The 8,778-nt window shown below is 66.8% G+C and carries 11 protein-coding genes; 1 reads left to right on the forward strand and 10 read right to left on the reverse strand.

The genetic code is table 11. From position 1 onward, the window contains the following. From HGO38_RS30800 to HGO38_RS30810, 3 genes are all read right to left on the reverse strand, one after another. Positions 1-189, reverse strand: a 189-nt coding sequence (locus HGO38_RS30800; protein ID WP_250959606.1) for a phage major tail protein, TP901-1 family, incomplete at its 3' end; no start/stop codon positions are given. 92 nt (positions 190-281) lie between these two features. After that, on the reverse strand, positions 282-797 hold the full coding sequence (locus tag HGO38_RS30805) for a GNAT family N-acetyltransferase (RefSeq protein ID WP_250959607.1): 516 nt from the start codon (positions 795-797) through the stop codon (positions 282-284). A gap of 6 nt (positions 798-803) precedes the next feature. Continuing rightward, positions 804-1,079 carry a type II toxin-antitoxin system TacA family antitoxin gene (locus tag HGO38_RS30810; protein ID WP_250959608.1) on the reverse strand — a complete coding sequence of 92 codons (276 nt, stop codon included), beginning with the start codon at positions 1,077-1,079 and terminating at the stop codon, positions 804-806. Between the two features lie 154 nt (positions 1,080-1,233). On the opposite strand from HGO38_RS30810, the gene HGO38_RS30815 reads away from it, so the two are divergent. Next, positions 1,234-2,448, forward strand: coding sequence for an MFS transporter (locus tag HGO38_RS30815; protein WP_250959609.1), 1,215 nt, complete (start codon positions 1,234-1,236; stop codon positions 2,446-2,448). Positions 2,449-2,779: 331 nt separating this feature from the next. On the opposite strand, the gene HGO38_RS30820 is transcribed toward HGO38_RS30815, so the two are convergent. The 7 genes from HGO38_RS30820 to HGO38_RS30850 all read right to left on the reverse strand — a co-directional run bounded on the left by HGO38_RS30820 (position 2,780) and on the right by HGO38_RS30850 (position 8,630). Then, positions 2,780-3,181 carry a DUF3168 domain-containing protein gene (locus tag HGO38_RS30820; protein WP_250959610.1) on the reverse strand — a complete coding sequence of 134 codons (402 nt, stop codon included), beginning with the start codon at positions 3,179-3,181 and terminating at the stop codon, positions 2,780-2,782. Then, positions 3,178-3,513, reverse strand: coding sequence for a phage head closure protein (locus tag HGO38_RS30825; protein ID WP_250959611.1), 336 nt, complete (start codon positions 3,511-3,513; stop codon positions 3,178-3,180). Before HGO38_RS30825 ends, HGO38_RS30820 begins: the two co-directional genes overlap by 4 nt. Before the next feature lie 2 nt (positions 3,514-3,515). Next, positions 3,516-4,085 carry a head-tail connector protein gene (locus HGO38_RS30830; RefSeq protein WP_250959612.1) on the reverse strand — a complete coding sequence of 190 codons (570 nt, stop codon included), beginning with the start codon at positions 4,083-4,085 and terminating at the stop codon, positions 3,516-3,518. A gap of 204 nt (positions 4,086-4,289) precedes the next feature. Beyond that, a complete protein-coding gene (locus tag HGO38_RS30835; protein ID WP_250959613.1) occupies positions 4,290-5,543 on the reverse strand; it encodes a phage major capsid protein in 1,254 nt (417 codons plus the stop codon). Positions 5,544-5,554: 11 nt separating this feature from the next. Continuing rightward, positions 5,555-6,166 (reverse strand): HK97 family phage prohead protease, encoded by a 612-nt coding sequence (locus HGO38_RS30840; RefSeq protein ID WP_250959614.1) that lies wholly within the window; start codon positions 6,164-6,166, stop codon positions 5,555-5,557. A gap of 776 nt (positions 6,167-6,942) precedes the next feature. Continuing rightward, the gene (locus tag HGO38_RS30845) at positions 6,943-7,263 is read right to left on the reverse strand and encodes a DUF6107 family protein (RefSeq protein ID WP_250959615.1); all 321 of its coding nucleotides are present in this window, start codon (positions 7,261-7,263) and stop codon (positions 6,943-6,945) included. 200 nt (positions 7,264-7,463) lie between these two features. Further along, the gene (locus HGO38_RS30850; RefSeq protein WP_250959616.1) at positions 7,464-8,630 is read right to left on the reverse strand and encodes a phage portal protein; all 1,167 of its coding nucleotides are present in this window, start codon (positions 8,628-8,630) and stop codon (positions 7,464-7,466) included. Positions 8,631-8,778: the final 148 nt, after the last annotated feature.

Consider the following 8,778-nt stretch of genomic DNA (forward strand, 5'->3'; position numbering starts at 1 on the left):
CGACAGCGCCGCCCGCTGCACCCCCGCCCCGCCCAGAAGCTCGCGCCAGCGCCCGACACTTTCCGCATCGGTCACATCGACCGTCTGGGCATTGAAACTCAGTTTCCGGGATCGCAAGCCCGCCACCGTCACATAAGCACTGCCGTCATGCACCTTGATCAAAAGGTCCTTGCCCTTCTGCGCCACCATCGTCTCCGTCCTTTCGACAACAAAAAGGCGCCACTCAGGGCGCCTTGGGATCATTGGATTTGGGATGCTGCCCGCCACGGCTGGCCGGCCTTTTACGGCTCGCGCATGGCCTCCAGCAGCGACGCGCGCAGATCGTTGATCGGCAGCAGCAGGGTCAGCTCCAGCCCCTTGGCCGCACGGAAGCCGAACCGGCCATAAAAGGCCGTCGCATCGTCATCCAGCGCATGCACCATCACGGCGCGAAAGGCGACGGTTTCCGATGCCGCGACCACGGCCAGCAACGCATTCTTCAGCAGCGCGCCGCCCAGCCCTTTGCCCTGGTGGTGACGGTCCACCGCCAGGCGTGCCAGCAGGGCAACCGGGATTTCGCCCGGGGCGCCATGGCCCTTGATCTGGCGCGGCGTATGATCCCGCGAAATCATCGCGGCCGACAGGGAATGATAGCCGACCACATCGTGATCGCGACTGGCGATCACGAAGGTCCTGGTATAGCCCTCAGCCTGATTGCGCAGCGCCGTTTCCCGCAGAAACGCATCCAGCGACGGCTTGCCGCTGTCGAAGCGCTCCGTCTGATGCGTCTCGGTCAGCAGCGCGGGCTTGCGATACATGGCCGGTCAATCGATCCAGTCGGCGTCGGATTTCAGCAGATCGACCAGTCGTGCATCGGCTTTTCCCGGGGCCGAGAGCAGAGCGTCCAGCCCGTCGAACACCGTTGCATCCACGCCGATAAAGCGCTGGTCGAGCAGTTCACGCTGGGCAACAGACAAGGCGGCCTCGGTCATGAAAGCGGTCATCGATTTGCCGGACATCGCCGCCGCGCGCGAAATGATATCGCGCGTCGCCGCATCGATGCGCAGATTGACCGCCTCGCTCTTCTTCAGGGCCACCATGCCACACCTCGATCTCTGTACGGACATTGCACATACACCACATCGCGATGTCTTTCAATCTTGCGACCCGGGGTCACCCCTTTTTCCCGTTCCACCCGCCGCCGTTTTGCCTTAAGGAAAAACGCCCGCCAGACCGTTCACCGGAATCATCCTCATGCCCCTCTCTCTGCCTCGCCGGCTGCCGCGTGCCGGGCTGATTGCCCTGCTGTCGGTCAGCCAGATCCTCGGCTGGGGCACGACCTTCGACATGCCGGGCGTGCTCGGCCGGCGCATCGCCGCCGATCTCGGCTTGAGTTCGGAAATGATCTATCTCGGCCTGACCGTGATGATGCTGGTGCTCGCCTTTGCCGGCCCGAAGACCGGACGGCTGCTCGCCCGCCACGGCGCCGCGCGCATCCTGTCGGTCGGCTCGTGCCTGATGGCCTCCGGCCTTTTGCTGCTCAGCCTCGCGCAGGGGCCGGTGCTTTATCTGGGCGCCTGGCTGGTGATCGGTCTTGGCGGTGCCTTCGGCCTGTCGGTGCCGGCCTATACCGCCGTCGTCGAGCGCGAAGGGGCCGGCGCCAAGCGCAGCGTCGGCATCCTGATGATCTTTACCGGCCTGTCGGCGGCCGTCTGCTGGCCGATCCTCAGCCTGCTCGACCAGCAGCTCGGCTGGCGCCTGACGCTTACGCTTGCCGCCGGCGCTCAGCTTCTGGTCTGCCTGCCGCTGCATGCCCTGGCGCTCACCACACCCGAAGTGCGCAGCGCCGAGGAGACGAGTGCCGCCGATACCGAGCCGCTGGCGCTGACGCCGCGCCAGTCGGCGCTTGCCTTCCTGCTGATCGCGGTTTCCACCTCGATCTTCAGCCTGATCACCTTTGGCCTGTCGCCGTCGCTCATCCATATCCTGCAGGTCTCCGGCGCCTCGCCGGCGCTTGCCCTGCAGCTCGGCTCGCTGCGCTCCGTGCTCGGCATTTCGGCGCGCGCCGTCGATGTGCTGATCGGCAAGCGCAGTTCGCCTGTGCTGACCGGCCTGATCGGCTCGGCCTTTCTGGTCATGGCCATGGGCGCGCTGCTTGTGGCCGACGGCCAGACCTCGATGCTCTGGCTGTTCATCGCGCTCTACGGTTTCGGCTCCGGCATCGCCACCCTGTCGCGCGTCCTCTTGCCGCTCAGCTTCTTTTCCGCCAGCCGCTTTGCCCAGCAATCAGCCCGGCTGTCGCTGCCGCAAAACCTCGCCAACGCCGCCGCCCCGGTGCTGTTCACCGCCCTGCTCGACCGCCAGGGCACCACCACCGCCCTCATGGCGCTGGCTTTGCTGGCAATCACCGCACTCACCTGCATCGTCGGTCTCGGGCTGATGGCGCGGCGGGCACGGGTGGCTACCTAATCGCGACCCGCCAAGAGCCCCGCATTTCCCCCTGCTACGCGTTGCGCCTGGCCGAGCGCATGGGAGGCGAGGAGGGCGCCGGGTGCGCCAAGAGCCCCTCATCCCGCTGCCGCGACCTTCTCCCCGTAAACGGGGAGAAGGCATAGGACGCGCCGCCCAATGCTCCCAAGAACCCGGCAAGTGAACCCCACCGATCCCACACTCTCGACGACCAAAAGCGAGGCTAGCCGGGTGATGCCGCTACGGCATCCGCGACCTCGTCCCCTCTCCCCGCCTGCGGGGAGAGGGCTAGGGTGAGGGGCAAAACCACAAAGCGACCACAAAGCGTGAGTCACCCAACCTCCAGCACCGCCCGAAACTGCAACTCCGCCACGAACAGCGCCGTCTTCACCTCGCGCCGGCTGACCGTACGCCGATGCCCAAGGCTGACCAGCACTGCTGCCGGCAGCGCCAGATCGGCATCCTCAAGCAGCCCACGCACCAGACCGGCAATCTCTTCCGCCTCGCGCCGCCCGCTGTCCGACCAGGCCTCGAATGTCAGAAAACACTCGCACCCCGTCTCGGTGCCCGTCGAATGGTCGCGGACCTCTATCGTGCCGAACACCAGACAGGGCAGTGCCGCCTTGGCGAGCCGCCGGTCGTGGATGCCGGCCGTGCCGATCAGCGCCATCAGCGCCGCATCGCCGGACAGCCGTCCGTGAACGGCCTGCAACAACTCGTTGACGGCGCTCATCGTCCCTCCTCCTCGCAGCGGCAGACGAGATATCGCCCCGTCTCGTCGGGGTCGTGCACCGCCTTGACGGCAAAGATCCGTCCGCCCTTGACGAAGCGCATGCCGCTCTCGACGCCGGCGCGCTGGCGGATCCAGATGTCGTGGGTCACGGTCACCATCTCGGCGCCGGCCTGTTCCGCCAGGCTCACCAGCCGCGGCTCGATGCGCGCCCAGATCAGGGCCAGCACCTCGAAGCCGATCACCGCGCCGCCCTGCCCGTCGGGCATGGTCACCGGCGCCTGCAGGGCCAACCGCGCCGTCAGGCCGCCGGGGTCGATCTCGAATAGACCCATGGTCAAAGCCCCCGCCGGCAGAAGGGCGCGATCAGCCGCTCGTAGCCGCGCGGCACGCCGGCCGGCTGGTCCCTGGCATCGACGACGCCGCGATAGGCAAACATCTCGGCGACATGCAGCAGCAGGGCGCGCTGCAGCGTGTCCGGCACATCGGTGCCGGCATCGCCATAACCGGCGCGAAAGTCGATCTCGATGCCGTTCAGGCTCTGGCCCGGCCGCGGCGGATCGCGCAGCCAGAGCCGCGCCGGCCGGCTCTGGCCGTCCAGCAGGTGATCTTCAAGCGATACTTGAAGAGGCGTGCCATCGGCCTCATAAACCGTAACGGTTTGAATCCCTTGCACCGGACCTCTGGCAATCGGAATCACCCCGTCGCGCGGCCAGCGGTCGAGATAAAGCCTGAGATCCTGGGTCAACAGGCACAGCCCTGTCTCGCGCTCCAGATGCTGGCGCGCCGTGACGATGAGGCTTAGCAGCAGCTGATCCTCATCGTCCCCATCAACGCGCAGATGGGCCTTTACCTGGCCAAGCGCCAGCGGCTCCGCGCCGGGCGGCGCGATCAGGGCATAGGTCATGACTGTCTCCGGAAATTGGATGATGAATGACGGGCAAATTCAGACAGAGGAGAAAAAGGCCCTCTCTGGCCTGCCGGCCATCTCCCCCACAAGGGGGGAGAAGACCCGGGAAACCCGCTCGGCTCTATCCGCCTAGGGTAGCGGCTGGGTAAGCCCTCCCCCTTGTGGGGAGGGTTTGGGAGGGGACTTTTTAAGCCCCACCCCTCACCCCACGCTAAACTTCACCAGCTTGATCGCCTCGAAATTCTGCACGCCGCCGCCGACCCGTTTGGTGGTGTAGAACAGCACATAGGGTTTGGCGCTGTAGGGGTCGCGCAGCACGCGCACGCCGGTGCGGTCGACCACCAGGTAGCCGGCGCGGAAATCGCCAAACGCGATGGCAAAGGCATTGACCGCAACATCCGGCATGTCCTCGGCCTCGGTCACCGGAAAGCCGATCAGCGAGGCCGGCTGGCCGACGCCGCCGGGCGGCTGCCAGAGATAGTTGCCGTCGGCATCCTTGAACTTGCGGATCGCCCCTTGCGTCTTGCGGTTCATGACGAAATGGGCGTTCTGGCGATGGCCGGCTTTGAGCGCATAGACCGTGTCGATCAGGATGTCGGAGGGGCCGCTTGCCGCAAAGGCGCCGGCCGTGCCGGTCGGCTTGTAGCCCACCTTGCCCCAGGCCCAGGCGCCGTCCTCCACCGTGTCATAGGCGAGAAAGCCCTTCGGCTTGTTGACCCCGTCGCCGGACACAAACGCTGCCCCCTCCTGCTCGGCAAAGGCGATGTCGACCTCGCTGGAGATCCACGCCTCGATATCGACTGCCGCATCGTCGAGCAGCGACTGCGTCGCCGCCGGCATGGCGTAGAGTTCCATGGTCGGAAAGGACAGCTCGGTCAGCTCCGGCGTGCCGGTCTGCGGGCGGGCCGCCGTCTCGGCCACCCAGCCCGACGCCATGCCGGCCGGCGCGAACGGCTTCTTCAGCACGGCGCCCGAGACCTGGCGCACCGTTGCCAGCGCCCGGATCGGCGAGACCACCGACAGGCGCCGGCCGATCTCGCTGTCGGTCTCGTCGGGCACCAGATAGCCGCCGTCGCCGGCCACGCCCGATTGCAGGGCCTTGGCCTCCAGTTCGCGCAGGCCCGCCTCGTCGCCGCGGCGGATATAGGCCTCGAAGGCCGCCTTTCGTTCGGTGTCGCCGCTTGGCGCCTGACCGCTGCGGCCGAGCGCCGGGCGCAGCGTCTTCAGCGCCAGCTGGTCGAGTATGCGCGACTGGTCGTCGATCGCCTTGTTGATGCGCTCCACCTTGTCGCGGGTCACCACGTCGGCCACCAGCTTGTGCTCGATTTCGCCGAGCCGCTGGTCGTTGGCATCCTTGAAGGCCTCGAAGGCCTGCATGAAATCCTCGAACGCCGCCGTCATGGTTTCGGGCACGGCCTTGACCTCCGGTGCCACAGTCGTCATCTGCTTGGTCATGCTGCTGATCCTCATTTGAAGTTGGTGATGGCCATCAGCCGAGCGGCGCGGCGCATGGTGCGCAGCAGCTCGGTTTCCGTGTCGCGGAAAAACCGCGCATGCTTGACGTTCGAGACCCTGGCCGATGGTGCCATCGGAAAGGTCACGACGGAAATTTCCCAGAGATCGGCCTCGAGAATGCGGCGCACGCCGCTGCCCTTGCCGGGGCCCTTGCCGCCGCCCTTGCCGGCCCTGCCGCCCCCGTCGGTGCGGGCCCTGACGGTCTGGAAGCCGATCGACAGCCCGTCCAGCGCGCCGCTCTTCATCAGCGCATGCACCTCGCGGGCCCGTGCCACGCCGGGCGACAATTGCCCCTCGACATAGAGCCCGCGCCCGTCCTCGCGCAGCACCCGCCAGGCGCCGATCGGTTCCGCCGGATCATGCTGGAACAGCATGCGCACGCCTGCCGCCCCGCGCTTCATCAGCGAATGGCGAAAGGCCCCCGGCTCGATCACGTCCCGGCCGAGATCGACCTCGCCGAACACGCTGGCATAGCCCGAAAACCGCCCGTCGCCGGCTATGCCGCTCAGGCTCAGATCGGCAAATTTCTGCGTCAGCAAAACGCGCCCGCGTTCAGCATGCATGGTCGTCTCCTCGTGATGTGAAGTGTTCGCCTGGTCAGCTGGCCAAGGACCGAAGGTCAGCGGCGTTCTCCACCTCCCCCTTGAGGGGGGAGGTCGCCGCGCAGCGGCGGGTGGGGGTGATCGGCCACATTGACCCGGTCATCCACCGGTTGCGATATGGGCCATTGTCATGGTCTATTAATGCCCGACAAACCCACTCAGCCGGAGCCATCCCGTTGGCAAAGCTACCGTGCTCGACACGAGCTTTGCCGCGGTTGAAGAGCGACAGGCAAACCTCGCGCTTCGGGCCGGTCACCCCACCCCGGAGCTTTGCTCCGACCCTCCCCCTCAAGGGGAGGGTGGCTGATGCCGTTGGCCGATGGGCCTGATGCCGCCGGCCCCGCACTCCACCTCCCCCTTGAGGGGGGAGGTCGCCGCGAAGCGGCGGGTGGGGGGGACCAGGGACAAAAACCGGATCATCCACCGATTGTAATGTGGGTGGTTCTGATGGTCCATAAACACCGAAAAACCATCCCAACCGGAGCCTTCCCGTTGGCAAAGCTCCCGTGCTCGACACGATCTTTGCAGCGGTTGAAGAACAACAGGCAAACCTCGCGCTTTCGGCAAGGTCACCCCACCCCGGAGCTTCGCTCCGACCCTCCCCCTCAAGGGGAGGGTGGTTGATGCCGCCGGCCCCGCACTCCACCTCCCCCTTGAGGGGGGAGGTCGCCGCGCAGCGGCGGGTGGGGGTGACGCTTCGTTCCGCACGCGATACCTTTCCTCTCGCGAGCCCCCCATCACCCGCCCGGCTTCGCCCCATAGCGGGCCGCCAGGCGCGCCAGCAGACCAAGCCCCCACCAGGCCGAGAGGCTCGCCGCGGTCGCGCCGGCCAGCATGATCTCGAAGCCGGTCAAATGGTCCAGCAGGTCGAGTTTCTGGCCGAGCCACAGTCCCGTCGGCCCGCCAAAAATCAGCCCGCAGGCAAGCCCGGTCACCAGGCGGCTTGCCGCCTCGCGGCGGGTCTTGGGCAGAAGATAGATCAGCGAGATCGCCGATCCGGCCAGCGCGCCAAGCGCCCTCGCCCCCCAGAACTGGGGATCCTGACTGAAATCGGTCATTTCCTTAACCTCTGCGCGCTACTATCAAGCTCGTGCCAGATCCGCCCCCGCATGCCCGATCAGCGAATGCCTTCCGTAAGGTGAGGCAAGGCCGGGATCGCGAGTCTTTTGAATCGCTTGGCGCTGCTTGCTCAGATCTTGAATCCGCATCTTCATGCACTGATTCAACTGCCTCATGCGATGAATCCGGCTTGAAACGCTCAGTCCCCATAGCCCACGGCCTGGCGCTTTTCCGCGTCGCTCAAAAACCCCGCCGCGCCGATGCGCGCCCACAGCGCGTCGCGTTCGCTGGCCAGTCCCTCGACCTGGTCGAGATCGGGCGCCAGCCGCAGCAGGCCCGCCTGCCCCTCGCCGATCAGGCCTGAGAGGCTGGCCGCCGTGCGCTTGATCAGTGGCAGCACGGTCAGCCGGTAGAAGGCGCGGTTGGCCTCCTGGTAGTTCGAATAGGTGTTGTCGCCGGGAATGCCGAGCAGCATCGGCGGCACGCCGAAGGCAAGGGCGATATCGCGGGCAGCCCCATTGCGCGCCTCGACGAAATCCATGTCCTTGGGCGACAGGCCCATCGCCTTCCAGTCGAGCCCGCCTTCCAGCAGCAGCGGCCGGCCGGCCCGCATCGGCCCGGAATAGCCCTCCTCCAGTTCCAGCTTCAGCCGCTCATATTGTTCGACCGAGAGATTGCCGCCCTCCTTCGGCTGGTAGACCAGCGCGCCGGAGGGCCGCGCCGAATTGTCGAGCAGCGCCTTGTTCCAGGTGGCCGCGGCATTGTGCAGGTCGAGCGCCACTTGCGCTGCCGCCAGCGGCGGAAAGCCTGAGTGGTCGTCGAGCGGATGAAACAGTTTCAGGTGTAAAAGCGCCGTGGGCGCGGCCTCGGCCGGCAGCCGCCGCGGCGCGCCGCCGGCGCGGTATTCGTAAGCGATCGGCCAGCCGTCGCGCCCCTCGATCACCGTCACCCGGTCGGGCCTGAGCAGATGCAGTTCGGCGAGCCGCACGCCGAGCCAAAGCGGCTCGAGATAGGCATTGCCCGACAGCAGCAGATGGCCATAGAGCGCCTCGAAAAAATCCGGCCCGCCCATGCGCCCATTCGGCCGCGCCAGGAGCCGCAGCGCCGCGTGGTCGCTGACCTCACCCTCGCCGTCATAGAGCAGCAGCGGCACGGCAGCGGCGGCCTCGGCGATCAGCCGCACGGCGCGATGCGCCACCGGGTTCTTCATGAATCCCTCGCGCGAAAGCACCCCATAGGAGCGCCCCGACCAGACCGCCCGCCCCTCGCCCGCCACCAGCGCAAACCCGCCACCGGTAGCCTTGGTGACCGGCGCAGCAACTCTCCCCGCGGGCAGCGCCCACGGCAATCGGAATGGCAATTTCATGGGAATGGTCCTTGTTGGAATGGACTCGTCGTTCAGTTGTCGGCCGATAGGCATGGCTGCACGCCGCCACCCTCCCCTTGAGGGGGAGGGTCGCTCCGGGGTGGGGTGACCGGCCACGCTCGCGGACATCAAAGGATCACCCCCACCC

Origin of the sequence: Rhizobium sp. CG5 (genome assembly GCF_023701945.1) — a bacterium.
Taxonomy (GTDB): domain Bacteria; phylum Pseudomonadota; class Alphaproteobacteria; order Rhizobiales; family Rhizobiaceae; genus Allorhizobium.